This window comes from Rhodococcus sp. DMF-1 (assembly GCF_021441945.1).
Lineage (GTDB): Bacteria > Actinomycetota > Actinomycetes > Mycobacteriales > Mycobacteriaceae > Rhodococcus > Rhodococcus ruber.
Window position 1 is genome coordinate 4544136 of sequence record NZ_CP090442.1, and the last position, 25638, is coordinate 4569773.

A 25638-nucleotide genomic window follows, 5' to 3' on the forward strand; every position below is an offset into this window, starting at 1 on the left:
CCATCATCCACCCGAGGGGACCTCGTCGCAGTCGGGTGCAGTCAGTCCCAGGGCCACGTTCAGCTCGGGCACGTTCACTCGTTCGGCGCCGAGGAACCCGAGTTGCCGGCCCTCGGTGTGCGCGGCGACCAGCTCGCGGACCCATTGCTCGGGGATGCCGGTGACCCGCGCGACCCGCGGCACCTGCACCGCGGCGTAGGCAGGGGAGATGTGGGGGTCGACGCCGGAGCCGGATCCGGTGACCGCATCGACGGGAACGGCCTGCGGCGGCACCTGCTCGCGTGCGGCGATCGCCGCACGCCGCTCGTCGACGAAGGCGGCCAGCACCTCGCTGCCGGGGCCTTGGTTGGACGGCAGGGCGGCGGCCGGGTCGCCCGGGGTGAATGCGTCCCCGCCGGCGACCGAGCCGACGACGCGCGTGTGGAAGAACGGGTCGGGCTCACCGACGGCGACCTGCGGATCGACGCCGATCAGCCGGCTGCCGACCACGCACCCGTTCGCGTCGGTCAGCGCCGAACCCTCGGCGCTCGCCGCACCGAGTCGTCCCACCACCCATACCGTCGCCGGATAGGCCGCTCCGACGATCACGGTCAGTGCGACCAGCATCAGCAGGCCGGCCCGCACCTGCCGGATCAATCCTGCGAAGAAGTTCCCGAATCCCATCCGTGTCACCCGATTCCCAGACGCACCACGAGGTCGATCAGCCAGATCCCGACGAACGGGGTGATCACCCCACCGAGGCCGTAGACGAGCAGATTCCGCCCCAGCAGCGACGACGCGTTCGCCGGCCGGTACCGCACACCCTTCAGGGCCAGCGGTATCAGCGCCACGATCACCAGGGCATTGAAGATCACCGCCGACAGGATCGCGGACTGCGGGGTGGCCAGTCCCATGATGTTCAACCCCGCCAGCTGCGGATAGATCCCGCTGAAGAGGGCGGGCAGGATCGCGAAGTACTTCGCCAGGTCGTTGGCCAGGGAGAAGGTGGTCAGTGCCCCGCGCGTGATGAGCAGCTGCTTGCCGATCTCGACCACTTCGATCAGCTTCGTCGGATCGGAGTCGAGGTCGACCATGTTCCCCGCCTCCTTGGCCGCGGAGGTGCCGGTGTTCATCGCCACCCCGACGTCGGCCTGTGCCAGGGCGGGCGCGTCGTTGGTTCCGTCGCCGGTCATCGCGACCAGCCGTCCGCCCTGCTGTTCCGAGCGGATCAGCGCCAGCTTGTCCTCGGGAGTCGCCTCGGCCAGGTAGTCGTCGACCCCCGCCTCGGCCGCGATCGCCCGCGCGGTGAGCGGGTTGTCCCCGGTGATCATCACCGTGCGGATGCCCATCGCGCGCAGTTGTGCGAACCGCCGTGCCATGCCCGGTTTGACGACGTCGGACAGTTCGACGACGCCGACCACCGACGCGCCCCGGGCGTCGCACCGGGCCACCACCAGAGGCGTTCCGCCGACGCGGGCGATGTCGTCGACGACGGCGCTCACCGCGTCGGGCGTCCGTCCGCCCTCCTCGGCCACCCAGCGGCTCACCGCATCGGCGGCCCCCTTGCGGATTCGGACCGGGGTGTCCGCGTCGGCGACGGTGTCGAGGCCGCTCATCCGGGTGTGCGCGGTGAAGGCGACGAACTCGGCGGAGCGCTCGGCGTCCGACGGCCCCGGATCGAGGTGGTACCGCTCGGCGCAGAGTTCGACGATGCTGCGTCCCTCGGGGGTACCGTCGGACAGGCTCGACATCCTTGCCGCGGAAGCTATTTCGTCATCCGTGATGCCGGGAGCCGGGTGCAGTGCGGTGGCGCGGCGGTTGCCGTAGGTGATGGTTCCGGTCTTGTCCAGCAGCAGGGTGTCGATGTCCCCGGCGGCCTCCACGGCACGGCCGGACATGGCCAGCACGTTGCGCTGCACCAGCCGATCCATGCCGGCGATGCCGATCGCGGACAGCAGGGCTCCGATCGTGGTGGGTATCAGGCACACCAGCAGCGCGATCAGTTCGACCGGTCCCTGCTCGACACCGGCATACGCGCTCATCGGAGCGATCGCGACCACCGCGAGCAGGAACACGATCGTCAACGCCGCGAGAAGGATGTTCAGGGCGATCTCGTTCGGGGTCTTCTGCCGGGCGGCGCCTTCGACGAGAGCGATCATCCGGTCCACGAAGGTCTGCCCGGGTGGGGCGGTGATCCGCACGACGATGCGGTCGGAGAGCACGGTGGTGCCGCCGGTGACGGCGCACCGGTCGCCGCCCGACTCGCGGATCACCGGGGCGGATTCTCCGGTGATCGCCGACTCGTCGACCGTGGCGATGCCCTCGATCACGTCGCCGTCCCCGGGAATCGTCCCACCGGTCTCCACCACGACGAGATCGCCCACGCGCAGCTCGGTGGCCGATACGGATTCCTCGGCGGCCGGACCGGTGAGGCGACGGGCTGCCGTGTCCTGCTTGACCTTTCGCAGGCTCGCCGCCTGCGCCTTGCCTCGCCCCTCGGCGACCGACTCGGCGAGGTTGGCGAAGAGCACGGTGAACCACAGCCACGCCGCGATCGACCAGGCGAACAGGGTGGGTTCGACGATCGCCGCGACGGTGGCGACCGCCGACCCGACCAGCACGACGAACATCACCGGATTCCGCGCCACATGCCGGGGATCGAGCTTGCGGATCGCTCCCGGCAGGGCGTCTGCCAGCTGACGGGGGCTGAACACGCCCCCGCCGACACGATGCGGGCGGGAGGCGATCGTCTCCCGGTGGGAATGAACATCGACGGTCAATGCAGTGCCTCCGCGACGGGGCCCAGGGCCAGGGCCGGGAAGAAGGTGAGAGCCGCAACCAGTACGACGGTTCCGGTGAGCAGCCCGGCGAATGCCACACCGGTGGTGGGCAGCGTGCCCGCCCCGGCCGGGGTGCGCCGCTGGGAGGCGAGCGAGCCGGCCAGAGCCAGGACGAACACGATCGGCAGGAACCGCCCGAGCAGCATGCACATCCCCAGCGAGGACTGGAACCAATCGCTCGTGACGGTCAGTCCGCCGAACGCGCTGCCGTTGTTGTTCGACGCCGAGGCATAGGCATAGAGCACCTCGGTGAAGCCGTGGATCGCGCCCGGCGTGCCCGGGTCCCCGGAGTTGCCGAGATACCCGGTGGTGGGCGAGAGGATCACCGTGATTCCGGTGCCGACGAGTACCAGGGCCGGCATGACCAGGACCGTCAGCGCGGCAAGGGTGATCTCGCGCCTGCGCAGCTTCTTACCGAGGAACTCGGGGGTGCGCCCCACGAGCAGGCCCCCGACGAACACGGCGAGCACCGCGAGCACCAGCATGCCGTACAGGCCGGTGCCGACGCCGCCGGGCGCGATCTCGCCGAGCAGGATGTTCAGCAGAACGGCCCCGCCGCCCAGCGGGGACATGCTGTCGTGCGCCGAGTTCACCGCACCGGTGCTCGTGCCGGTGGTCGACACCGCGAACAGCACCGAACCGGGAATCCCGAACCGGACTTCCTTGCCCTCCATCATCGCGCCGGCGGCGTTCGCCGCCACACCCCGCGTACCGGATTCGGCGGCCAGCGCCACCGCCAGGACGGTGCCGTAGAGCACCGCCATCACGCCGAGGACGGTCAGGCCCTGCCGTCGGTTGCCGATCATCGTGCCGAACGTGCGCGTCAGCGCCACCGGGATCAGCAGGATCGCGAGGATCTCGACGATGTTGGTGACGGGGGTGGGATTCTCGAACGGGTGCGCCGAGTTCGCGGCGAGGACGCCGCCGCCGTTGGTGCCGAGTTCCTTGATCGCCTCCTGCGAGGCAACCGGCGCGAGCGCGTTCGTGACCGTGTCGCCGTCCAGTCCGGTCGCGGTGAAGCCGCTGCGATACGACTGGATCACGCCCTGGCTCAGCAGGATCAGGGCGATCACGAATGCCAGCGGTAGCAGGATCCGCAGGGTCCCGCGGACCAGGTCCACCCAGAAGTTGCCGATCTCGCCGCCGCGTCCGACGCGCACCAGACCACGGATCAGGGCGGTCACGACCGCCATCCCCACCGCCGCCGAGACGAAGTTCTGCACCGCGAGCCCGGCGGACTGGGTGAGTGGGCTCATCGTCGTCTCGGGCACGTAGGACTGCCAGTTGGTGTTGGTGACGAACGAGACGGCCGTGTTGAACGCTACGGCCGGGCTCACCCCCGCCAGCCCGTTGCTCAGCGGCAGGATGCCTTGAACGCGCTGCAGGAGATACAAGAAGAGCACGCTCGCCAGGGAGAAGCCGAGCACACTTGCGGCGTATCCGTACCAGGTCTGCTCGGCGCGGGGATCGATCCGGCACACCCGGTACATCAGCGACTCGATCCGCAGGTCCTTCCACCGGAGGTCGGTGTCGGTCGTGTAGACCCTCGCCATGTAGTCACCGAGCGGAACGTATGCCAATGCCAGGACTGCGACGACCAGGGCGATCTGCAGTCCCGCGGCAACAGCTGGAGTCATCGGATCGTCAGAACCTCTCCGGATCGAGCAGCGCGATCAGCAGGTACGCCACGAGTGCCACCGCGATCACGACGAGCGCGACACTCGCCGCGCCCGCCCAGGTCATCGGTTCGCCCCTCGCGCGTGCAGGGCACGCAGGACCAGAGCGCACACCAGGAACCCAGCCAGGATCAGCACCACGTACGCGGCGTCGGCCATGTCGTCTTCCCTTGTCGTAGACACGAATCAGGCGCCGATCGGCGCCCCGCACCACACTGTTGCACCGTGCGCTTCCCTCGACGGCGATCCATACGGAATCTTGATGCCCGCGGTCGATGTCCTGACGAGTTCTTTACACGCCGGTGCGGGTCCCGGCGGCGCAGTGCCCGCGGGTTCCGAGACCGGACGCTGGTCAGCGGATAGCGTCGACGGGTATGAGTGCCCGTCCGAGACCGCTGCCGCAGCTGCGTATGGCGGCTGCCGCGTACCGATTTCGCGAGAGCCTGTTCGCGCTGCCGACGTTGATCGTCGCTGCCGGGGTGATCCTCGCCGAGGTGACCGCGTACCTCGACCGCACCCTCCCCACCGACGTCGCGGGGTGGGCCGTGCAGATGAACAGCAACGGCGCGACGTGGCTGCTCAGTACCGTGGCGGGCGCGACGATCACCACGGCGGGGGTGGTGTTCTCACTGACCGTGGTCAGCCTGCAGTTGGCCAGCAGCCAGTTCTCGCCCCGGGTGATGCGCTCGTTCATCCGGGACCGCGTGAGCCAGACGGTGATCGGCATGCTCGTGGCGACGTTCGTCTACTGCGTGCTGACGCTGCGGCACGTGGGAGCCGAGGCTGCCGAACCGGCGCCGGGGGTGTCGATGACCGTGGCCCTGGTGCTGACGGTGGCCACCGTCGTCCTGATCGTCGCCTATCTCGACAGGCTCGCGCACGGACTGCAGGTCGGTGAGGTGGTGCGCACGATCGCCACCGAGGCGGACGGGGTGCTCGACGCAGCGGTTCGGGAGAGCCGCACGGAACGCCCGGCCGCGGCGGTGTCCCGGCCGGCTTCCGACGCGATCATGACGGTTCCGGCGGTCCGGGACGGCTGGGTGACCCAGGCGCCGACCGAGCATCTTCTCGCGTCGGTACCCCCGTCGACGGTGGTGCGCCTGGAAACGCGTCCCGGCGCCTACATCCATCGCGGCGAAGTGCTGTTGCGCGTGTGGCCGGTCCCGGACCGTGCCGACAGGGTCCGTCGCCGGCTCGAGGCCGCCGTGGAGATCTCCGACACCCGCACCATGCAGCAGGACGTGGATTTCGCGCTGCGCCAGCTGGTCGACATCGGCCTGCGCGCTCTCAGTTCGGCGATCAACGACCCCACCACCGCGACCGAGGTGGTCCTGCGCATCGGCAGTCTGCTGCGGACGCTCCTGACCGCCGAGGTGCCGCCGCTGTCGGTCGCCGGCGCCGACGGCCGGGTGCTGCTGCGCCCGTGGATGCTGTCCCCGCCGGAGTACGTCGAGCACGCCTTCGAGCAGATCCGGCAGGCGTGTCCGCGGCAACTGCACGTGGCCACCGCGGTCGCGCGGGTGCTGCGCATGCTGACCGACCATGTGCGGGCCGCCGACCGGGACGAGCACGTACCGGAGCTCGAGCGGCAACTGCGGTTGCTCGTCGAGTCCGTGGCCGCCGAGCCGGGGCACCACCCCGAGGACCTCGCCCGGTTCCGGGCCGTGGCCGAGTCTCCGGTCGACCCGGCCGAGCACGAGGTGGACTGAGCCGTCGCGCGTGACTCGCGCGACGGAATCCGCCCGGTGGTTCCCGAGCGGATTCCGGGTCGCGGCCGGTTACTCCTCGACGCCCATGTGGCGGATGGAGGGACCGCCCTTGTGGTCGCTCGAGCGGCCGAGCTTGGAATCGAGCAGGCTGCGCAGGCGGTGGACGGCACCGTCGAACGCTTCCTTCACCGAGCCGGCGTTGTGGGTGACGACGATCGGTTGCTGACCCGCGATGCGGGCCTCGAGGAGGCACCGCTTGTCCGTGGTGCCGAACTTCCCGGCGTTCTCGTCGCTGAGGTGGATCTCGAGCCGGGTGATCCGGTCGGCGAACCGCTCGACCGCGGACGCGAGCTCGCTCTCGAGGCGGTCGGCGATGTCGTCGTCGATCTGGATGTGGCTGTCCTTGTTGAGCTGGATCTGCATCGATCTGTCTCCTTCTCGGTCCGGCGATACGGCCGGAGGGGATCCCCCGGGTTCCGCACCGCGCCCGCTCCGATTCCACCCGAGCACGACGACGGGCGGCAACCCGGGTCCGTCTAGCCGGGTCCGTCTAGCCGGGGTTCTCGGGTTCGCGGCGGGAGAGCGCGCTCGGCCACCACACCCGCTTGCCGATGTCGATGGTCAGGGCGGGAACGAGCAGCGACCGGACCAGCAGGGCGTCGAGCAGCACGCCGAACGCGACGATGAACGCGATCTGGGCGAGGAACAGCAGCGGGATCACCGCCAGTGCCGAGAACGTCGCGGCCAGGACGATGCCCGCCGAGGTGATCACACCACCGGTCACGGTCAGGGCCCGCAGCGTGCCACGCCGGGTGCCCACGCGCGCGCTCTCCTCCCGCACCCGCGTCATCAGGAAGATGTTGTAGTCGATACCCAGCGCGACGAGGAAGACGAAGCCGAACAGCGGCACCACCGGGTCGGCGCCGGGGAACCCGAGCAGGTGGTCGAAGACCAGCGACGACACCCCGAGGGTGGCGGCGAAGGACACGACGACCGTCAGCATCAGCAGCACCGGGGCGACGATCGCGCGCAGGAGCAGGACGAGGATCAGCAGCACCACGGCGACGACGACGGGAATGATGACCGTGCGGTCGCGGGTGGCGGTGTTCTTGGTGTCCAGGTCCACCGCCGAGTTGCCGCCGACCAGCGCCTCGGCGTTCGGGATCCCGGCCACCGCGTCGCGGATGCGTTCGACGGTGTCCTCGGCGGCCAGCGAGTCGGCCGGGTCCGACAGGGTCGCCTGCAGCGCGACGCGGCCGTCGACGACGGTCGTCGCGCCGTCCGGCCCGGTCACCGGTACCACCTCGGTGACGCCCTCGATGCGGGCGGCGGCGGCGACGTCGCCCGCCGCGGACTCACGGGTGATGATCACCGCGGGCGATCCGGTGCCCGCATCGAAGTGCCTGCCGAGCACCTCCTGGCCGGTCACGGACTCGGTCTCGAGCAGGAAGATCTCGGACTGCGCGACGCCGTCGGCCTCGAACTGGGGCAGCAGCATCGCGAAGCCGACGAGCACGATGCTCGACACGACCCAGATCCGGCGCGGGTGGGCGCCGACCTTCCGGGCGAGGGCGCTCCAGAACCGGTGCGCCGAGGCGAGGTCGTCGCGATCGGCGTCGGGGTCGACGGTGGGCCGCTTGGGCCAGAACGCGGCGCGGCCGAGCAGCACGAGCGCGGACGGCAGGAAGGTCATGGAGGCGACGAACGAGGCGACGATGCCGATCGCGGCGACGGGGCCGAGGCCGCGGTTGGAGTTCAGGTCGGACAGCAGCAGGCACAGCACGCCGGCGATGACGGTGCCCGCCGACGCCGCGATGGGCTCCAGCGTCGCCCGCCACGCGGTGCGCATCGCGGCGAACCGGTCCTGCTCGAGGCGCAGTTCCTCGCGGTATCGGGACACCAGGAGCAGCGCGTAGTCGGTCGCGGCACCGAAGACGAGGATGAACAGGATGCCCTGGCTCTGTCCGTTGAGGGCGATGATGCCGGCGTCGGCCAGCAGGTACACCAGCAGGCTCGCCAGTGCGAGGGCGAACACCGCCGAGAGGATCACCACGAACGGCAGCAGCGGACTGCGGTAGACGACGACGAGGATCAGCAGGACCACGCCGCCGGCGACCAGCAGCAGCAGGCCGTCGATGCCCTCGAATGCCGTCGTCAGGTCCGCGATCTGCCCGGCGGGTCCGGTGACGAGGACCGTCAGCCCCTCGGGTGGGTTCGCGAGCTCCGCGCGCAACTCGTCGACGGCCTCGCCGACCTCTCCGGTGCTGTCGACGGGCACGATCAGCCGTGCGGCCTGACCGTCCTGCGACGGAACCGGCGGCGGGCCGGCGGACGCTCCCGCGAGGTAGGCGAGGTCGTCGGGGGTGATGCCGGACGGGCGTTCGGCGACGACGATCGCGGGCACGAACCGGGTGTCGGTGAAGTCCGCATAGAGTTCGCCCGCCCGGGTGGATTCCGCGGACGCCGGGAGGAAGGAGCTGTTGTCGTTCTGCTGGACCTCGCTGAGCTTGCCGGCGAAGGGGCCGCCGGCGCCCGCGATCGCGAGCCACGCGATGAGCAGCAGCGCGGGCAGCAGCCAGCGGATGCGGCGAGGTGAACGAGCCGGCGCGGTGACGGTGTTCAATCTTCCTCCAGGAGAATGCGACTACGCCGAGCCCAAATTACTCAGCTAGCTGAACAATAGTGAAAAGGTATCTCATGAGCGACGATCTCGAGAGCTGGCCGACCGGCCGGCTGCTGTCCACGGCCGCCCGGCTCGTGGAACAGGCCTGGGAATCGACTCTGCGCGCGCACGGCCTCACCCACGCCGGCCTGGTCGCCCTGCACACGATCGCGGACGGACCCCGCTCCCAGCGGGAGATGGCCCGGGCCTGCCGGGTGACCGACCAGACGATGAGCCGGACCGTCGAGCACCTCGAGCGGTCCGGCCTCGTCACGCGCACCGTCGATCCCGCCGACGAGCGGCGCATGCGTGTGCAGATCACCGAGTCGGGGAACGAGCTGTACCGGGCGATGATCGAACTCGAACGCACCGATGCGCAACCGACCGCGGTGGTATCCGACCCCGGCACCCTGCGCTCCCTTCTGATCGAACTGGTCCGATCGGCACAGCGTTGACCTGCCGCACCGCGGCTGTGTCGACCTGCCTCACCGCGGCTGCGTTAACCTGCCGCACCGCGGCTGCGTCGACCTGCCGCACCGCGGCGGACAGGTCCGTCCGGCGGGTCAGCCCAGCGGCAACTGTGCGAAGATCTGCGTCGGTTGCGTCGACCCACCCGGCGGTTCGACGCTGAAGGCCAGCGCGGTCGAATGCCCGACACCCTCGAGGACGGCCGTGGTGGACGGCGCCACCGCCTCGGCGTCCATGATGCCCGCGGATTCCGGGCCTTCGGGGGTGATCAGCCACATCTGGTAGACACTGCCCTCGGCGGGCGGTGTCACGTTGTTCATCACCAGAACACCGGCGTCGGCTTCCTTCGAGTACACCACCGTGGCGACTCCGCCGCCTTCGATCTCACCCGAGGTGGTGCGCACGTCCTCCGCCGCGAACACCTGCTCCGAAGTGGTCGCGGTCTTCTCCTGCAGCTGGGTCACAACGGCGAATCCACCCACGGCGATCAGGATCGCGGCCGCCGCGGTGAGCAGGAAGTTACGTCGCCGGTTGCGCCGCTCGTCCAGCGAGACCGGTGCGGCAGGCGGACCGGACTCGGCCGCGACCGCGTCGAGCAGGCGCTCACGCAGACGTGCAGGCGGCTCGGAGGCCGTCGACGCCGACACGACCGCCATCGTCTCCCGCACGGCCGCCGTCTCCCGGTCGAACGCCGTCACCACTTCGGGATCGGCTCCGGCCACCCGGGCCTCGATGTCGCGGCGCTCGGCGTCGGATACCGCATCGAGCGCATACACGACCGCGAGGTCGATCAGTTCGCGGTCGGAATCGCCGAAACCGGGCCGGGCCTCACTCCTCATCGCCCTGCACCCCCAGACATTTGCGTAGACGGAGTAGTCCGTCGCGGATTCTCGATTTTACGGTCGGTAGCGTGACCGAAAGTTGTTCGGACACTTCGCGGTACGTCAGGCCGCCGTAGTAGGCCAGTTCGACGGACCGCCGCTGCAGATCGGTCAGTGTGCCCAGACAGTGGGTGACCTGCTGCCGATCCTCGCGCCGGGCCGCCTCCTCGCTGACGACGTCGAACGCCGAGTCGACGTTGCTCGCGCCGTAGCGGGCCTCGCGGTCGGCCCCGGACTGTTCGGACCGCACCCGGTCGACGGCGCGGCGGTGCGCCAGGGTGATCAGCCAGGACAGCGCCGAACCCTGCGCGGCGTCGAACCCGGAGGCCGACCGCCAGACCTGCAGGTAGACCTCCTGCGCGGTCTCCTCGCTGTAGCCGGGATCGCGCAGGACCCGCAGGATCATGCCGTACACCCGGGCACGGGTCAGGTCGTAGAACTCGGCGAATGCAGCCGCATCCTGCGCCGCTACGCGCGCGAGCAACGCGTCGAGTGTGTCGGTACGTCCGCCGACGCCGGTCATCGGCTCTGTCCGCTCATCGAGCGAAAGCCTAGTCGGGCGATTCGGGCGGCTCAAGCCATCCGCCGGCGGACCGTCCCGGCGGCCGGGGCCGGGGGGCGGGGCAAGGGTCGAATCGAGCACCGCGATCACCTCCGGGGCATCCGGAGGGCTGCAGCGCGTGGGACGTCAGACATGGTCACCTCCGGTGGGCCGGCCGGCCGGGGCCAGGGATTCCCGCAGGAACTCGGCGGTGACCGCATGCCACCAGCCCGGCTTGGTGAGCAGGAAGTGACCGCCGCCCGCCAGCGGCCGGAACTGGGCGTCGACGCCGCGCCCGCGGGCCTGGGCCGTCTGCACCGCGCTCACGCGCGGGTCGCACCGCGTGTCGGCGGTGCCGTGCACGACCAGGAGCCGGCGCTCGGGCGGGACGAGCGCGCCGTCGTCCTCGGGCCACCACGGTGCCAGCGCGACGACAGCCCCGACACCCGGCTGGGCCGCGAGGTGGGCCGCGACCCGTCCGCCCATGGAGTGACCCACGAGCCCGATCCGGACGTCGCCGCGCCGCCGGCGCACCTCGTCGAGGGCGTGCAGTGCATCGTGGACGGGACTCATCCGGTCCCCGTTCCAGCCGCGGTAGGTGTAGTGCACCTGGCCGACGGTGATGTCGTACATGCTCAGCCGGGAACGCAGGGACTCGGTCAGCAATGTCATCCGCAACGCGGACAGGTGCCACGGCCGGGCGGCGGATGTGCTGACCGGCTTGCCGCCCGGGAGAACCAGCACGTGAGCGCGGGGCCGGTTCGATGCGATCTCCATGCCCGGTGTTCGGAGCGTGGCCCGAATCGGATGGGTCGAAAAAAATTCTCCACACCCACCCATCCGCCCTCCCGGCCGTGCCGAATGGCAGATGACACACCTGACCGACGTGGTCGCACGGATCACGACACCGAAGGGAAGAGGGCCATGGTTATCAACACGCGAAAGAGCTTGGCGGCAGTCGGAATCGGCGCGATGGCAATGATGGGTGTCGCGGCGTGCTCGTCCGACGACTCCGGTTCCTCGACGGCGACGTCGGCCACGTCGGCGATGGAGAACGCCACGTCGGCGATGTCGCCGACCACCTCCGAGGACGCCATGGCGTCGGGCCTCGTCGGCCCGGGCTGTGACGCCTACGCGGCCGCGGTACCGACCGGGCCGGGCTCGATCGAGGGTATGGCGCAGGAGCCGGTGGCCGTCGCTGCGTCGAACAACCCGGAGCTCACGACCCTGACCGCAGCGGTGTCGGGTCAGCTCAACCCCGAGGTGAACCTGGTCGACACGCTCAACGGTGGCGAGTTCACCGTGTTCGCGCCGGTCGACGACGCCTTCGCCAAGATCGATCCGGCCACCATCGAGAGCCTGAAGACCGACACGGCCACCCTCACCAGCATCCTCACCTACCACGTGGTGCCGGGTCAGATCCCGCCGTCGGACATCGAAGGCACCCAGACCACGGTCCAGGGCGGTACCGTCGAGGTGACCGGTGAAGGCGAGGAATGGAAGGTCAACGACGCCAACGTCATCTGTGGCGGTGTGAAGACGGCCAATGCGACCGTCTACCTCATCGACACCGTCCTGATGCCGCCGGCGCCGCAGCAGTGACCCGGTAGCACCCGAGGAGTGACGTGAGACGAACGATCCGAGGCCTCGCGGCGGCCGCTCTGGCCGCCGCGGGCGCCGCCCTCACGGCGGCACCGGCGCAGGCAGCTCCGCTCACCCCGGTGGCGGAGCTGGACGTGAACCGGTACATGGGCACCTGGTATCAACTGGCCGCCAATCCCGCGCCCTTCAATCTCGACTGCGTGCTCGACACCACCGCGAACTACACGCTGATCGACGAGCGCAACGTGCGGGTGGAGAACTCGTGCACCACCGTCACCGGTGAGCGGCGCGGAATCGTCGGCAACGCGCGAGTGAACGACACCGCCTCCTTGCATGTGAGCTTCCCCGGCGTGCCGACCCAGGATTCCCTGGACGGGCCGAGCAACTACATCGTCGGCTACCTCGCGGACGACTACTCGTGGGCGCTCGTGGGGGATCCGACCCGGGTTTCCGGGTTCGTCCTGTCCCGGTCACCGGTGGTCGACGCCGCCGCGTGGCAACAGATCCGGTCGGTGGTCGAGCAGCAGGGCTACAACAGCTGCCTCATGCTCACCTCGCCCACCACGGAGGGCCTACAGGAGATCAAGTCGCTCTGCACCGTGTGAACGGTGTTCTGCGCGTAGCGGACTCACCCCGGCCCCGCCTGCCCGGCCGAATGTCACATTGCGTCGGTTCCATCGATCGCATGTGACATTCGGTCGCGCGCGGGCGGCGCCGGAGCCCGGATGCGTTTCCCCCGGGCACGCCCCGGCTCTGTTAGGTTCGATTCGCGACGTGGACGAGCCTTCCGATCGTCGGACCCGGCTCGTCGCGACACGAGGAGCTGGTGAAGATGATCCGCGACGCATGGCGGGGTTTGCTCAAGCCCGTCTTCGTTCCCGCCTCGCTCGTGATCCTCGGGATGATCGTGTTCGCGGTCGTCTACGCGGGATCGGCCGAGGGGGCGGTCGACGCGCTCAACCGTGCCATCACCGACGGCGTCGGCTGGTGGTACATCCTGATCGCCACCGGATTCGTGATCTTCGCCCTGTACTGCGGCCTCAGCCGCGTCGGCAACATCAAACTCGGCCGCGACGACGAACAACCCGAGTTCGGAATGCTGTCCTGGTTCGCGATGCTCTTCAGCGCCGGCATGGGCATCGGCCTGGTGTTCTACGGTGTCGCCGAACCACTCTCGCACTACGTCGATCCCCCGCAGGCAGGCCGGATCCCCGGTTCGACGGACGCCGCCGCCAATCAGGCGATGGAACTGACCATGTTCCACTGGGGTCTGCACGCGTGGGCGATCTACGTCGTCGTCGGCCTCGGTCTGGCCTACATGACGTACCGCAAGGGCCGGCCGCTGTCGGTGCGCTGGCTGCTCGAACCGCTCCTCGGACGCGCCCGCGTCGAGGGACCGATCGGGCACGCGATCGACACGATCGCGATCGTCGGCACCCTCTTCGGCGTCGCCACCTCTCTCGGCTTCGGCGTCCAGCAGATCTCGGCGGGCCTCGACTACCTGGGCTGGGTCGAGACGAACAACTGGCTCACCGTCGGGCTGATCGTCGGGGTGACGGGCCTGGCGACCTTCTCGGTGGTCTCCGGCGTCTCGCGCGGCCTGAAATGGCTGTCCAACATCAACATGGTGCTGGCGGCCTCGCTTGCGGTGTTCGTCCTGCTGCTGGGGCCGACGCTGTTCCTGCTGCAGTCGTGGGTGCAGAACCTCGGCGGCTACGCGCAGGCCCTGCCGGAGCTGATGCTGCGCACCGCACCGTTCGCCGAGGACGGCTGGTCGGGCGCGTGGACGATCTTCTACTGGGGCTGGTGGATGAGCTGGGCGCCGTTCGTCGGCATGTTCATCGCCCGCATCTCCCGCGGCCGCACGATCCGGGAGTTCGTCTTCGGTGTTCTGCTCGCCCCCACGTTCGTCGCGTCGCTGTGGTTCACGATCTTCGGCGACTCCGGAATCCTGCGGCAGCGCGACGAGGGCACCATGCTCGCCGCGGACGGCACCGTGGACACCGACACCTCGCTGTTCGTCCTCCTCGACGGCCTTCCGCTGGCCGTGGTGACGAGCCTGCTCGCGATCCTCGTGGTCGTGTTCTTCTTCGTGACATCCTCGGACTCGGGTTCGCTCGTGATCGACATCCTCGCCACCGGCGGCAACCTCGAGACCCCGAGGATCACGCGCGTCTACTGGGCGGTGCTCGAAGGGATCGCGGCGGCGGTGCTGCTGCTCGTCGGCGGCAGCGGATCGCTGACCGCGCTGCAGACCGCATCCATCGCAACGGCGGTGCCGTTCTCGATCGTCATGGTGCTGGCCTGCGTGTCGATGCTCAAGGCGTTCCGCTACGAGGTGGCGACCGCGCCCCGGTACCTCCAGATTGCGGTGAGCGCGGCGACGCCCGCCCCGGGCGGCCACGGCGCCCCCCACCGGCGGGGCATCTCCGCGACGCTCGCCGGCCTCGACACCAACGGAAACGGCGCCGCAGCGCCGGGGGCCCGCGCACCGCTCGTCGTCGCCGTGCACGAGCTGCCGGCCCGTTCGGTCAGCGTCGACGCCGACACCGGACGGGTCGAAATCGACCACGGTGCCCGCCCGCAGGACCCCCTCGGCGGCGAGGTGTTCGACACCCCGGAGTTCGCCGAGTCCGCCGAGGGCGTGGCGCAACGGGAAGCCGACGAGCGACGCGCGACCACCCGCGACTGACGCTCGCCGCGACCGTCAGTCCGCCGCGACCGACCGCCCGCCGCGACCCAATGTCACATTGCGTCGATCGAATCGACCGGATGTGACATCGGGTCGGCGGGCGGGGTGCGTGCCGGATCGCGAGCGGCTCGGTGCGCGGCGCCCGCGATGTTCTCGAGCATGCCCTTGAAGATGATGCCGTGGAACGGCACGAGCGCGTACCAGTAGACCCGTCCCGCAAGTCCCTTCGGGAAGAAGATCGCCCGCTGGTGCAGCCGGGCCCGGCCCGGATCGAGCGGTTCGATACGCCACTCGAGCCAGGCCCCGCCCGGTGCCCGCATCTCGGCCCGCAACCGCAGCAGGGTGGGCCGCTCGAGGCGCTCGACGCGCCAGAAGTCGAGCGCGTCCCCGGTGTGCAGGGTGCGCGGATTCCGGCGGCCCCGGGACAGGCCGACGCCGCCGGCGAAGCGGTCGAGCCACCCGCGGATCGTCCAGGCGAGGGGGAAGGAGTACCAGCCGTTCTCGCCGCCGATGCTCTCGACGACCTCCCACACCGTGCCCGCGTCGGTGTCGCAGTCGATGCGGCGCTCGTCCACGAAGACCACCTCGCCCGCCCAGTGCGGATCGGACGGCAGCGGTTCGGCCGGCGCACCGACGGGTGACGCACTCGCCCAGGTGGTTTCGACGTCGCCGCGCTCGATCTTGTGCAGCGCCAACCCGACCGCCTCCCGGTAGCCGGTCAGTCCGCCGGGCGGCGGAGGGATCACGTCGTCGATGTCGTGTTCCGAGACCACCGCGTCGTTGCTCAGCGATTCGATCAGGGCCCGGCCCAGCGACGGCGGGATAGGGGTGACCAGCCCGATCCACAGCCCGGCGAGCTTCGGGGTGAGGACGGGCAGCACCAGGATGCGCCGCCGGCGCAGCCCAGCGACCTCGGCATACACCTGCATCATCTCGCCGTAGCGCAGCACGTCCGGGCCGCCGATGTCGTAGGTGCGGCTGCGGGGGAGCGGAGCGGTGGCGGCGCCCACCAGGTAGTGCAGCACGTCGCGCACCGCGATGGGCTGGATCCTGTTGTTCACCCACTTCGGGGTGGTCATCAGGGGCAGACGGTTGCTCAGGTGCCGGATCATCTCGAACGACGCGGAGCCCGAACCGATCACCACCCCGGCCTGCAGCGCCAGGGTGGGCACCCCGGATTCGACGAGGATCCGGCCGACCTGCTCCCGGGACCGCAGATGGGTGGAGAGGTCGGCCGTGTCCGGATGCAGCCCACCGAGATACACGATGCGCCGCACCCCGGCCGCCCGGGCCGCGGCGGCCACGTTCTCGGCCTCCGCGCGTTCGGTGTCGATGAACTCTCCGCGCCCACCCATCGAATGCACCAGGTAGTACAGGACGTCGACGTCCCGGCAGGCGACGGCCAGGGACTGCGGATCGGTCAGGTCACCGCGCACGATCTCGACGTCGCCGGCCCACGGCACGTCCCGCAACTTGTCCGGGGTGCGGGCCAGGACCCGCACCCGGTGGCCGGCGTCGATCAGCAGCGGCGCGAGCCGGCCCCCGATGTAGCCGGTGGCGCCGGTGACGAGGATGCGCAGCGCAGGGGTGTTCATTCGTTCTCCACGATGTGACCGAGCTGATGGCGCAGGCAGGCTTCGAGCTTCGGCCGGCGGAACCGGTGGCCGTGGTCGACCAGGCACTGCGGGACCACGCACTGATCGGCGGTGGCCACCTCCCGCGCGCCCTCGTCGCCGAGCAGCAGCCGGGGCCCGAATCCCGGCACCGGCAGCAGCGCCGGCCGGTGCAGCACCCGCGCGAGCGTGCGGGTGTATTCGTCGTTGCGAACCGGTTCGGGGGCAACGGCATTGATCGGTCCCCTGATCCTCGGATCGGCGAGGGCCCGGTGGTAGACGTCGAGCAGGTCGTCGAGGTCGATCCACGACAGCCACTGCCGGCCGCTGCCGAGCCGGCCGCCGAGCCCGGCCTCGAACAGCGGGCGCAGCAGCTGCAGCGGCCCGCCGCGCGGGGTCTGCACGATGCCGGTCCGCACCAGCACCACGCGCAGTCCACCGGACGAGGCGGGAGCGGTGGCGGCCTCCCAGTCGGCGACGACGTCGGCGAGGAACCCGGACCCCTGCTGCGCGTCCTCGGCGAGCGGTTCGTCGCCCCGGTCGTAGCCGTAGAGCCCGATCGCCGACGCGGAGACGAACGTCGCCGGCCCGTTGGGGGTGCGTGCCGCGAGTTCGGCCAGCAGCCGGGTGGGCCGGATCCGGCTGTCCCGGATCGCGGCCTTGTGGGCGGCGTTGAAGCGACCGGAGATCGAGGCGCCGGCGAGGTGGACGACGGCGTCGATGCCCTCGAGCAGGTCGGGTGCGGGCGCGTCCGGATCCCAGCGACGTTCGTCGTCGTCGCGCGGTTCGCCGCGCACGAGCCGGACGACCCGGTAGCCGCCGGTGCTCAGGTAGGCGCACAGCGCGGTGCCGACGAGACCCGACGATCCGGTGACGGCGACCGTCGCGGGTCGCACTCCCTGCTCGTGGGACCACTGATGGGCGGCGAGGTCGTCGGCGAGCTGGCGGTGCCGGTAGTAGAAGGTCTGCTTCAGCAGCAACTCCGGGACGGGCGTGTCGACTCGGTCGACGACCCGGGTGCGACGGGAGCCGAGCGCCTCGAAGGTGTGCTCGTGCCGCCACGGCATCACCAGTCCGGCGGGCAGCGAGGTGAGCCCGTCGCGGCCGACGCTGTCGACGAATCGCGCGGGCGGGTCGTAGGCGTCGGCCTGGTGTTCGGCGACCCACCGCAGTCCGCCGGGCAGGCCGAGCACGGCCCGGCCCGACTTCAGGGACTCGCTCTCGGAGATCACCCGCAGCGGCTGCCACGGGGGGAGCAGACGCATGATCGCGCCCGGCCGGCTGTGCCAGTCGAAGACGTCGCCGCGCGGCGCGTCGACGACGCTCGAATACGTGATGCCCATCGTGCCTTCCTCCGCCTGGTCCGGGTTCGCGGAAGCGGCGCCGGGATCGTCCCGGCGCCGCCGCGGAATCAGCTGGGAATCATGTTGATCAGGATGGTGTAGGCGTTCACCAGAGGAGTGTGGATTGCCATGAACGCTGTCTCGACGAGTTCTCGCACGGTGGTGTTCCTCTCGGTTGTCCGTCCGGGACGGGCGTTCCGTCCCCTCGGTATTCGGAGTGGTGCGCGGCCCGGATGGGTCAGCCTTTTCCGCCGATCCGCCCGTAGCGGTCGAGCGCCACCTGTCTTTCGTGGGCGTGGTCGACGATCGGCTCGGGGTACCCGTCCGGCGGGCCGTCCGGGAGCCGGTGCACGCGTTTGCCGTCCACACCTCGCAGTTCGGGTACCCAGCGGCGCACGTATTCACCCGTCGGATCGAACTTCTCCCCCTGCGTGAGCGGGTTGAACACCCGGAAGTAGGGCGCGGCGTCGGTTCCGCTGCCCGCGGTCCACTGCCACCCGTGCTGATTCGAGGCCAGGTCGCCGTCGACGAGCCGGTCCATGAAGTGCCGGGCACCCCACCACCAGGGCAGGTGCAGATCCTTGGCGAGGAAGGACGCGACGATCATGCGGAGCCGGTTGTGCATCCAGCCCTCGGCGAGCAGCTGCCGCATGCCCGCGTCGACGATGGGGAAGCCGGTGCGGCCCTGTTTCCATGCGGCGAAGTTGCGTTCGGCGTCGGGTCCGCGGTCGTAGGCGATGTCGTCGAAGCGGCGGTTGTAGTTGCGGCGGGCCGTGTCGGGCCGGTGGTACAGCACGTCCGCGTAGAAGTCGCGCCAGGCCAGTTCGCTGCGCAGACGGTTCGCGCCCGCGCTGCGGTCGGAGCGCACGTCGTGCAGGAGGGTGCGCGGATGGATGCACCCGAATTTCAGGTACGGCGAGAGACGGCTGGTGCGATCGAGATCGGGCCGGTCCCGGTCGGTGTCGTAGTGCGGCAGGTCGTCGTCGCGGAACTCGTGCCAGCGGTGCAGCGCGGCCGCCTCACCGGCGGGCGGCAGCGTGGCGCCGTCGAGGTCGTCGTCGGCGGGGATCGGTACGCGCGCGTCGAGACCGCCGGGGTCGATCCAGTCGACGGTGCCGGCGTCGGTGACGGCGGGTGCGCGCCAGCCGTGCTCGTGCCACGCCCGTTGGAAGGGGGTGAACACCTTGTAGGGGGTGTCGTCGCTCTTGCGGATGCGGCCGGGGGCGACGGCGTAGGGCGAGCCGGTGCGCAGCAGCGGGACGTCGCCGAGCGCCCGCTCGACGGCGTCGTCGCGGCGGGTGCCGTACGGTCCGTGGTCGGCACTGACGTGCACCGCGTCGGCGTCGAGTTCCCGGGCCAGCGCCGGAACGACCGTGGCGGGGTCGCCGTGGGTGACGAGCAGACGGCCGCCGAGATCCTCGTCGAGGGCGCGCAGGCACCGCATCAGGAAGGTGCGGCGCGGGGAACCGGAGGGACGCAGCAGCGACTCGTCGAGCACGAACAGGGCGAGGGCACGGTCGGTGGAGTCGGCGACGGACAGCAGGGTGGGCAGGTCCCGCAGCCGCAGGTCGCGGCGGAACCAGACGATACCGGGGCGGCTCACCCGTCCAGTGTGCGGGAGAACGGGGCCGGGCGGGCGGGGAGCGGTCGTCCCGGGTGAGAGACTGGCCCCCATGTCCGACGTGTTCGAGGTGCCCATCCGCGACGAGTCCATCCGGCTCGGTCAATTCCTCAAACTGGCGAGCCTGATCGAGTCCGGCGCCGAGGCGAAGGAAGTGATCGCCGAGGGGCTCGTCAGCGTCAACGGCGAGGTGGAGGTGCGGCGCGGGCGGCAGCTGCACGTCGGGGACGTCGTGGAGATCGGGACCGCCGCCGCGCGCGTGACGTCGGGGGCGTGAGCCCCGAGGTGACGGCGGTACGACTACAGCTGCCGTCTCCGGAATCCTCGAACCCCTGCGATTTTCAGGGGAGCTGCCGCACCTGCTTGCCGAGGGCGAACAGGCGGTGCGCGAGCCTCATGACGGGAATGCCCAGCGGAATCAGGATGATCGTCACGCACAGCACCCCGCCGACGAGCCACACCACCGCCGCGAGGAGTCCCACCACCGCGCCGAGCACGGCCGTGAGGATCCCCAGCACCGCATTGAGCAGGCCCTTCAGCGCTCGCATGACGACCTCCTGGTTATCAGTGTGCGCGCATACGGGCCGGGGCGCACCCGTTTTCGGTCGACCTCCCCGCACCGGACCGGCCGGCACCCGATGCCCGGGTGCGGGAGACGGACGCCGTCCCGGATGTGTTGTCAGCCGGTCTCGTCCGTGTCCTTGTCCCCGTGGTCCTTCTCCTCGCGCCGGTCCAGGATCCCGGCGGTGACGCCGTACGGCAGGAAGCGCACCGATCGGCGCGGGTCGGTGTTGTTCTTGTGCGCGCGCAGCGCCTCGAGTTCGGTGGGGAAGACCTGCTCGACGCGGGCGGTCCCGTCGTCGTCGAGCGTGTAGATCACCCACACACCGTCGCCGGTCTCGCCGGCGGTGGGCGGTGCCGGGCGGGTGCGGGGTGCGCCCGCGAGGTCGGGGAAGATGCTCGCCCACGGGATTCCGGCGTCCGGTTGCTCGACGAACCGGCCGATCTTGGCGGCCAGATCGCGCAACCCCTCCCCGGCGTCGCGGAAGACACGGTCGAGGTCCTCCGGGTCGAATCCGAACGGGTTGTTCTCGCCCATGAGGGCCTCCTGAGGTCGCGGGCCGCGCGTGCGGCCGTGATTCCTCCAGTGTGGGCACTGTCGCCGGACCGCGCCACCATCCCGGTGTGGCGCGACCTCAGGAGGCGTGCGCCGCGCGGACGTTCTGCGACCAGTCGTGCACCCAGGCAGGCAGGTCGGGCAGGTCGGTGAGGGCGGGGAACGCCTGCGCGACGGTGTCCGGCGGGACGGAGCGGCCGTCGCGATCGAGCACGCGGAGTCCGATCACGGCCCGGGCACTGCTCGCCCCGTCCACCGTCACGTGCTGTTCGACGTACAGGTTCCTGGCGTCGGTACCGAGGAGGCGGGTCGCCACGTCGAACTGCTGCCGATGCCGCAGCGACCGGTGGTAGGTCGCCGTCTGGACGACGACGACCGTCTGCCACCGGTGCCGGCGGAGGGCCTGCCAGAGTCCGGTACGGACGAACAACTCGAACCGGCCGAGGTCGAGAATGGTGAGGTACCGGCCGTTGTTCATGTGCATCGCCGCGTCGAGGTCGGCGACGGCCACGCGGAACGGAGTGCGCACCGTCTCGTGCGGCCGGACCGGATCCGCCTTGCGGGCGCGAAGAAATGTCCGCGCCGTACGCAGCGCCATGAGCATGCCGGCCCCCGGTCAGTTCTCGGCGCGGACGACGATGCCGTCGTGGTCGCTGTAGAGCATCTCGCCGGGGTTGAAGGTGACGCCGCCGAACTCCACCGGCACGTTCTTCTCGCCGGACCCGGTCTGGGTGCTCTTGCGCGGGTTGGTGCCGAGTGCCTTGATGCCGATCCCCAGGGTGCGCAGGATGGCCGAGTCCCGGACCGCGCCGTTGACGACGACACCGGCCCAGCCGTTGTCGACGCCGCGGCCGGCGATGATGTCGCCGACGAGAGCGGTGTGCACGCTGGCGTCGCCGTCGACGACGAGGACACCGCCGTTGCCGGGCTCGCTCAGGGTCTGCTTGACGAGCAGGTTGTCCTGGAAGCAGCGGATGGTGGTGATCCGGCCGGCGAAGACCTCGTGGCCGCCGAACTGGATGAACTGCGTGTCGCAGCTGCGGATGTCGGGACCGATCTCGTCGGCGAGGTCGGCGGTGGCCGGAACGTCGTGGGTGGAGGGTTCGCTCATGTCGCCGAGAGTAGTAGGAGAACGCCGTCCGGTCGGCGCGGGGCGGATACCGGCAGATCATCTGCCTGTTTGAGTTCCAAACGGGTAGATTCTTGTATCCTAAGAGCCATCGGGGCTGGGATGGATTTCGCACACAGGACGGTCAAATGCCACTCGACGGAAGCTCGACGGTTGTTCGCGTGCCCAAGGCAGGTGAGCTGATCGCCGCGAGCCTGCGCCGGCAGATCATCACCGGGGAACTGCACGCCGGCGAGCCGTTGCCGAACGAGGCCGCGCTCATGGAACGCTTCGGCGTTTCCCGTCCCACGCTGCGGGAGGCCTTCCGCATCCTGGAGTCGGAAGGCATCATCACCGTCCTGCGCGGCGCCCACGGCGGCGCCCGCGTGCAGGCACCGGACGGCTCGACCGCCGCCCGCTACACCGGCCTGCTGCTGCAGTACCGGGGAGTCCCGCTCGCCGACGTGTACCGCGCCCGCACCGAACTCGAGGTGGACGGCGTCGGCCTGCTCGCCGCCGCCCCGGCCGGGCGGATCGACACGCTCGCCGAACTGGTCGAGCGGGGCGAGGGCCTCCTCGGCGACCCCGCGGCCTTCGCCAGGTACGACACCGAGGTGCACCGGGCGGTGATGGAACTGGCCGGCAACCAGACGATGGCGGCCCTCGCGGGGATGCTGCTCGACATCATGGACGCCCACAACGCGCTGTATCTCTCCACGCGCGCCGATGCGGCGGATCGTCCCGAGGCGGCGGTGGCGTTGCGCGCCAACCGCAAGCTCGTCACACTGCTGCGCGAAGGCGATTCCGAAGCGGCACAAGCATTCTGGCGCAGGCACCTCGACAGCGTCGAGCAGTACATGACGGGTGATTCGGCGACCACCCTCGTCGAGGTCCTGTCCTAGGACGTCGCGCGCCCGGTCGGCGCGTTCAGTCCGGGGCAGCGCGTCGAGTGGGTGTCACGCCGCCGATCTCGGCGCAGGCACCTCCCGCTCGGTCAGCGCCCGCTCGGTCAGCGCCCGAATCGCCGCTCGTACTCGTCGCGTTCGCGATCGGCCCGCACGCGCGCCTTCTCGCCGAGCAGGTTCGGGTCCAGGCCGTGCTGCTCCAGGCGGTGCCGCCGCCAGATCTGCATCAGGGCGATCGCGAAGTACACCAGGGGGATGAACAGCAGCGCCATCATCGCCAGCGGCACCCACACCGGCCCGGGGATGAGCAGGAACAGCGCGAGGAACGGCACGATCGGCAGGGTGAACCGCACGAGGTACCGCACCGTCGCGCCGGGGCCGACGAGGTCGTTGCGGACCCAGTCCTGAAGCGAGTCGGGGAGCGTGCGGCCGAACAGGTATCCGACGTACTGGGGGAAACTCGGTCGTGCACTACTCGTCATGCCACCGAGGATAGGCCGCTCATCCGTACAGCCCGCTGAGCCGGTCGGAGAAGTTGTCGATGACGATCTTGCGACGCAGCTTCATGCTCGGCGTGAGGTCCCCGGCCTCCACCGACAGCTCGCGGTCGATGATGGTGAACTTCTTGACCTGCTCCCACCGATTGAGCTGCTCGTTGAGCTGGTCGATGTAACCGCCGATGAGGTCTCGGGTCTTCTCGTCGTGCGCGATCTCCTCGAACGACTTGCCGCCCAGGCCGTTCTTCTCGGCCCACTCGTGGATCGCCTCGGGCTCGAGGCCCACCAGCGCCACGCAGTACGGCTGGCCCTCGCCGTGGACGATGATCTCGCTCGCATAGGGGCACAGACCCTTGAAGGTCGCGGCGATGGCGGACGGCGCGACGTACTTGCCCTGTGACGTCTTGAACATGTCCTTCTTGCGGTCGGTGATCCGCAGGAACCCGTCGGAGTCGACCTCGCCGATGTCCCCGGTGTGGAACCAGCCGTCGTCCTCGAACGCCTCGGCGTCCGCGTCGGGACGATCGTGGTAACCGCTCATCACACCGGGACCCTTGATGAGGATCTCCCCGTCCTCCGCGATCTTGACCTCGGTCTCCGGGAAGGGCCAGCCGACCGTGCCGAAACGGTACGCGAGCGGCCGGTTGAGGAACGACGCGGCGGAGGTCTCCGACAGTCCGTAGCCTTCGAGGACGATGATGCCGACGGCATCGAACCACTGTGCGACGTCGCGGTCCAGCGGAGCGGACCCGGAGACGAAGAACCGCAGCCGGCCGCCGAACCGCTCCCGGATCTTGGTGAAGACGAGCTTGTCGGCGAGCTTGTACTGCAGCCGGTCCAGCGGCGACGGGTTGCGGTCCTCCTGCTTGGCCTTCGAGACCCGTGTTCCGACCCCCACGGCCCAGTCGAAGATCTTCTTCTTGGCGCCGCCCTCCTCCGCCATCATCGCCTCGATGCGCGCGTGGGCCTTCTCGAACACGCGTGGCGCCGCGCCCATGAAGGTCGGCTGCACCACGGCGAGGTTCTCCACGATCTTCTCGACCCGGCCGTCGATGGCGGTGGGCATGCCCACCTGCAGGGGCAGGCTCAGCAGCACCTTGCCGAACACGTGCGACAGGGGCAACCACAGGTACTGCAGGTCGTCCGGACCGAGAATGCCGAGGGCATCGACAGCGGCGGCGGTGTACGTCCACGCCGAGTGCGGCAGCCGCACGCCCTTCGGCTTGCCGGTGGTGCCGGACGTGTAGATGAGGGTGGCGAGGTGATCCGGCCGGATCTCCCGGACCCGGTCCTCGACGACGTTCGGCGACTCCGCGATCAGCTGCCGACCGCGCTCCTCGAGGTCGGCCAGGGTGATCACCCAGTTCCCGTCGCCGGGGCCGTCGATCACGACCACCTGCTGCACGTCCGGTAGCTGTGCACGCTGCTCGACGAGCTTGTCGACCTGTGTCCTGTCCTCGGCGACGACCACGCGGCTGCCCGAGTTGGACACGATGAACCCGACGTCGGGAGCCTTGGTGGTGGGGTAGACCGTCGTGGTCGCAGCGCCCGCGCACATCACCGCGAGGTCGACGATCACCCACTCGTACCGGGTCGACGACGCCAGCGCGATCCGGTCCTCGGGCTCGATGCCGAGCGCGATCAACCCGGCCGCCAGCAGACGGACGCGGTCACCGACCTGCTGCCAGGTCACGCTCTCCCACCCGTCGTCCTTCGGGAACCGGAACGCCTCCGTGCCGGGGCTGGCCGCAATTCGGTCGAGGAAGAGCTGAGCCACCGACGGTGCCCGCTTCTCGATCTTCGAGTGGTCGACCGGCTCGTCGGAGATTCGCAGCGCTGTCATACCCCGAGTCTAGAAAGGCCGCACGCACCGCGGGGAGGGTTTGGGCTGTTCACTCCGGCTTCCGGCCCACGCTTACCGCGCCTGCCGGTGCTGTCGGGCGTGGGCGAGAGCCGCGGCCGCCCGCAGCACCCGCGGTGCGCGCCGGGCGGTGCGGCGCCCGGTCCGGTCGAGCACGGACAGGTCGAGGGACCGGCGCGCGATCGGCGTCGGTCCGTGATCGCGTCGGTGAGCCGCACCCACTGCGCGACGAACCTCGCGGCTGTCTCGCCGGGGTCGTGGCCTGGGGGCACCGTCCGCCTGCGGGGGACGATGAAGACACTTCTGCATTCGGTCTAGGTTTACGGCTTACAGATGGTGACGAAAATTCCCATTTACGCAGCGATCCCCGCGAACCCCGTGGTGAGCGTGTTTTTACGCTCGGAGATGTCCTTGTCCACGTTGTCGGTGCGATGTCCGAGATAGGTGTCGCATCCGGAAGGCGTCGTCCGAGATAGTTGTCGCACGCTTGTCGGTTCCCGATCGAGGTGGCGGATTCCCGGGA

25 protein-coding genes are annotated in these 25638 nt (G+C 70.0%); 7 read left to right on the top strand and 18 right to left on the bottom strand.

Going from position 1 to position 25638, the window contains the following annotated elements; all coding sequences use genetic code 11:
- Positions 1–3: 3 nt before the first annotated feature.
- From LZP97_RS20790 to kdpF, 4 genes are read right to left on the bottom strand one after another with little or no spacing between them, the layout of a single operon-like run.
- A complete protein-coding gene (locus LZP97_RS20790; protein ID WP_010595499.1) occupies positions 4–663 on the bottom strand; it encodes a potassium-transporting ATPase subunit C in 660 nt (219 codons plus the stop codon).
- 5 nt (positions 664–668) lie between these two features.
- On the bottom strand, positions 669–2759 hold the full coding sequence (gene kdpB / locus LZP97_RS20795) for a potassium-transporting ATPase subunit KdpB (RefSeq protein ID WP_040273148.1): 2091 nt from the start codon (positions 2757–2759) through the stop codon (positions 669–671).
- Entirely contained in the window at positions 2756–4456 is a 1701-nt protein-coding gene (kdpA, locus tag LZP97_RS20800; RefSeq protein ID WP_017681112.1) for a potassium-transporting ATPase subunit KdpA, read from the bottom strand. The genes kdpB and kdpA overlap by 4 nt, the downstream gene beginning before the upstream one ends.
- A 7-nt stretch (positions 4457–4463) precedes the next feature.
- Positions 4464–4562 (bottom strand): K(+)-transporting ATPase subunit F, encoded by a 99-nt coding sequence (gene kdpF, locus LZP97_RS20805; protein WP_017681113.1) that lies wholly within the window; start codon positions 4560–4562, stop codon positions 4464–4466.
- Between the two features lie 343 nt (positions 4563–4905).
- Between kdpF and LZP97_RS20810 the strand changes: the two genes are divergently transcribed.
- Positions 4906–6204, top strand: a complete 1299-nt coding sequence (locus LZP97_RS20810) for a DUF2254 domain-containing protein (RefSeq protein WP_010595502.1) — start codon at positions 4906–4908, stop codon at positions 6202–6204.
- 69 nt (positions 6205–6273) lie between these two features.
- On the opposite strand, the gene LZP97_RS20815 is transcribed toward LZP97_RS20810, so the two are convergent.
- Positions 6274–6627, bottom strand: a complete 354-nt coding sequence (locus LZP97_RS20815) for an HPF/RaiA family ribosome-associated protein (protein ID WP_010595503.1) — start codon at positions 6625–6627, stop codon at positions 6274–6276.
- 127 nt (positions 6628–6754) lie between these two features.
- The gene (locus LZP97_RS20820) at positions 6755–8827 is read right to left on the bottom strand and encodes an MMPL family transporter (protein ID WP_017681115.1); all 2073 of its coding nucleotides are present in this window, start codon (positions 8825–8827) and stop codon (positions 6755–6757) included.
- A gap of 74 nt (positions 8828–8901) precedes the next feature.
- Between LZP97_RS20820 and LZP97_RS20825 the strand changes: the two genes are divergently transcribed.
- Positions 8902–9321: a MarR family winged helix-turn-helix transcriptional regulator gene (locus LZP97_RS20825; RefSeq protein WP_040273150.1), complete on the top strand. Its 420-nt coding sequence runs from the start codon at positions 8902–8904 to the stop codon at positions 9319–9321.
- A 108-nt stretch (positions 9322–9429) separates the two neighbouring features.
- Here LZP97_RS20825 and LZP97_RS20830 read toward each other — a convergent pair whose 3' ends face one another.
- The 3 genes from LZP97_RS20830 to LZP97_RS20840 all read right to left on the bottom strand — a co-directional run bounded on the left by LZP97_RS20830 (position 9430) and on the right by LZP97_RS20840 (position 11533).
- Entirely contained in the window at positions 9430–10173 is a 744-nt protein-coding gene (locus tag LZP97_RS20830) for an anti-sigma factor (RefSeq protein ID WP_010595506.1), read from the bottom strand.
- Positions 10163–10738, bottom strand: coding sequence for a sigma-70 family RNA polymerase sigma factor (locus tag LZP97_RS20835; protein ID WP_010595507.1), 576 nt, complete (start codon positions 10736–10738; stop codon positions 10163–10165). Before LZP97_RS20835 ends, LZP97_RS20830 begins: the two co-directional genes overlap by 11 nt.
- Before the next feature lie 165 nt (positions 10739–10903).
- The gene (locus tag LZP97_RS20840; protein WP_040273153.1) at positions 10904–11533 is read right to left on the bottom strand and encodes a dienelactone hydrolase family protein; all 630 of its coding nucleotides are present in this window, start codon (positions 11531–11533) and stop codon (positions 10904–10906) included.
- Positions 11534–11734: 201 nt separating this feature from the next.
- Here LZP97_RS20840 and LZP97_RS20845 point away from each other — a divergent pair, with 201 nt between their 5' ends.
- The 3 genes from LZP97_RS20845 (at position 11735) to LZP97_RS20855 (ending at position 15050) form a co-directional block, all read left to right on the top strand.
- On the top strand, positions 11735–12358 hold the full coding sequence (locus LZP97_RS20845) for a fasciclin domain-containing protein (protein ID WP_228287136.1): 624 nt from the start codon (positions 11735–11737) through the stop codon (positions 12356–12358).
- 23 nt (positions 12359–12381) lie between these two features.
- Positions 12382–12963: a lipocalin family protein gene (locus LZP97_RS20850; RefSeq protein WP_040273156.1), complete on the top strand. Its 582-nt coding sequence runs from the start codon at positions 12382–12384 to the stop codon at positions 12961–12963.
- A 227-nt stretch (positions 12964–13190) separates the two neighbouring features.
- Positions 13191–15050 (top strand): BCCT family transporter, encoded by a 1860-nt coding sequence (locus tag LZP97_RS20855; protein WP_048771624.1) that lies wholly within the window; start codon positions 13191–13193, stop codon positions 15048–15050.
- Positions 15051–15103: 53 nt separating this feature from the next.
- On the opposite strand, the gene LZP97_RS20860 is transcribed toward LZP97_RS20855, so the two are convergent.
- The 3 genes from LZP97_RS20860 to LZP97_RS20870 all read right to left on the bottom strand — a co-directional run bounded on the left by LZP97_RS20860 (position 15104) and on the right by LZP97_RS20870 (position 19609).
- Positions 15104–16645: an SDR family oxidoreductase gene (locus LZP97_RS20860; RefSeq protein WP_017681122.1), complete on the bottom strand. Its 1542-nt coding sequence runs from the start codon at positions 16643–16645 to the stop codon at positions 15104–15106.
- Entirely contained in the window at positions 16642–18006 is a 1365-nt protein-coding gene (locus LZP97_RS20865; protein ID WP_040273158.1) for a TIGR01777 family oxidoreductase, read from the bottom strand. The genes LZP97_RS20860 and LZP97_RS20865 overlap by 4 nt, the downstream gene beginning before the upstream one ends.
- Positions 18007–18244: 238 nt before the next feature.
- Entirely contained in the window at positions 18245–19609 is a 1365-nt protein-coding gene (locus LZP97_RS20870) for a cryptochrome/photolyase family protein (RefSeq protein WP_040273159.1), read from the bottom strand.
- Between the two features lie 70 nt (positions 19610–19679).
- On the opposite strand from LZP97_RS20870, the gene LZP97_RS20875 reads away from it, so the two are divergent.
- Positions 19680–19904 (top strand): RNA-binding S4 domain-containing protein, encoded by a 225-nt coding sequence (locus LZP97_RS20875; protein WP_010595516.1) that lies wholly within the window; start codon positions 19680–19682, stop codon positions 19902–19904.
- A 64-nt stretch (positions 19905–19968) separates the two neighbouring features.
- Here the strand turns inward: LZP97_RS20875 and LZP97_RS20880 are convergent, their stop codons facing one another.
- The 4 genes from LZP97_RS20880 to rraA all read right to left on the bottom strand — a co-directional run bounded on the left by LZP97_RS20880 (position 19969) and on the right by rraA (position 21855).
- Positions 19969–20175 carry a hypothetical protein gene (locus LZP97_RS20880; protein WP_010595517.1) on the bottom strand — a complete coding sequence of 69 codons (207 nt, stop codon included), beginning with the start codon at positions 20173–20175 and terminating at the stop codon, positions 19969–19971.
- Between the two features lie 131 nt (positions 20176–20306).
- Complete coding sequence (locus tag LZP97_RS20885) at positions 20307–20726, bottom strand: hypothetical protein (protein WP_017681126.1); 420 nt, start codon at positions 20724–20726, stop codon at positions 20307–20309.
- Between the two features lie 97 nt (positions 20727–20823).
- Positions 20824–21342 (bottom strand): acyl-CoA thioesterase, encoded by a 519-nt coding sequence (locus LZP97_RS20890; RefSeq protein ID WP_225223419.1) that lies wholly within the window; start codon positions 21340–21342, stop codon positions 20824–20826.
- Positions 21343–21360: 18 nt separating this feature from the next.
- Positions 21361–21855, bottom strand: a complete 495-nt coding sequence (gene rraA, locus LZP97_RS20895) for a ribonuclease E activity regulator RraA (RefSeq protein ID WP_010595520.1) — start codon at positions 21853–21855, stop codon at positions 21361–21363.
- A 146-nt stretch (positions 21856–22001) separates the two neighbouring features.
- Here rraA and LZP97_RS20900 point away from each other — a divergent pair, with 146 nt between their 5' ends.
- Positions 22002–22754 carry a FadR/GntR family transcriptional regulator gene (locus tag LZP97_RS20900; protein WP_026137856.1) on the top strand — a complete coding sequence of 251 codons (753 nt, stop codon included), beginning with the start codon at positions 22002–22004 and terminating at the stop codon, positions 22752–22754.
- Between the two features lie 107 nt (positions 22755–22861).
- On the opposite strand, the gene LZP97_RS20905 is transcribed toward LZP97_RS20900, so the two are convergent.
- Positions 22862–23239, bottom strand: coding sequence for a DUF5313 family protein (locus LZP97_RS20905; RefSeq protein ID WP_010595522.1), 378 nt, complete (start codon positions 23237–23239; stop codon positions 22862–22864).
- A gap of 19 nt (positions 23240–23258) precedes the next feature.
- Positions 23259–25097: an AMP-dependent synthetase/ligase gene (locus tag LZP97_RS20910; RefSeq protein WP_017681127.1), complete on the bottom strand. Its 1839-nt coding sequence runs from the start codon at positions 25095–25097 to the stop codon at positions 23259–23261.
- Positions 25098–25638: the final 541 nt, after the last annotated feature.